This window comes from Citrobacter sp. Awk 2 (assembly GCF_028069815.1).
Lineage (GTDB): Bacteria > Pseudomonadota > Gammaproteobacteria > Enterobacterales > Enterobacteriaceae > Citrobacter.
The window spans coordinates 1-899 of sequence record NZ_JANEWL010000231.1; the positions used below are offsets into that span (position 1 = coordinate 1).

General features: G+C 41.2%; 1 protein-coding gene and 1 pseudogene. Both read right to left on the reverse strand.

The window, feature by feature from the left end:
• A pseudogene (locus tag NNO02_RS23360) lies at nt 1-276 on the reverse strand (glycosyl transferase family 1); the annotation flags it as partial.
• Nucleotides 277-281: 5 nt separating this feature from the next.
• The coding region (locus tag NNO02_RS23365; protein ID WP_271455889.1) for a glycosyltransferase family 4 protein at nt 282-899 on the reverse strand (618 nt) is incomplete at its 5' end.

Sequence of the window (899 nt, forward strand, 5' to 3'; positions counted from 1 at the left end):
GTAATGAATAATATCTGCTTGATTTGCTAATTCTTTAAATTTCTTAATGCAAGATAGAGAAAATGGTGTTGAGGCTACCTCAAAATTAGTTTTTGCGTAGAAGACTCGCTGCTTACCAATTTTTTGATTATCAATATCCCCGCGTTTACTTAGAGAAAGTACGGTTGATTCAACATCATATTCAGCCCCAGACTCACTTAGCTGGTAGATAACTTGCTCGATGCCACCAAAAGTATCTGGGTAGTATGTCTTATAAAAATGCAGTACTTTCAACATTAATCTTACTTCACCTGTTTATATGCAGCAACCGTTTCAGTTGCACATCGTTTCCATGAAAATTGGTTAACATGTGATAATCCACTTTTAGTGGCACTATCCTGCCATTCCGTATCAGTAAGACTCTTCATAATTAAAGACGTAAGTGTCTCAACATCCATAGCATCACACATTAAAGCGCTGCTACCCGCAACTTCTGGAAGTGAAGAGCTGTTTGAACAAACAACCGGAGTCCCAGATGCCATTGCCTCCAATACTGGTAGCCCAAATCCCTCATAAACTGATGGAAATAAAAAACTAACAGCACCGGCATAGAGTGCAGGTAGATCGCTTGACGGTGTAAATCCCAGGTAGCGCAGCCATCCTTCTCGTTCACCTTGTTCGAATCGACGATGCAAAGTATCACTGTTCCACCCTTTGAATCCGCTAATAACGAGTGGAGTCTGCTTTCTCAGTGACAATGGCAGACGTTCGTAGGCATCAAGCAATGTCGCAATATTCTTTCTCGGTTCAATCGAGCCAGTAAATAGGGAGTATTTTTTAAAGGCAAGTTTGTATTTTCCGAGGACAGGCGTTATATCTTCTTCTCGGCGGGGCCTAAATTCACCACTACATGCTAACTT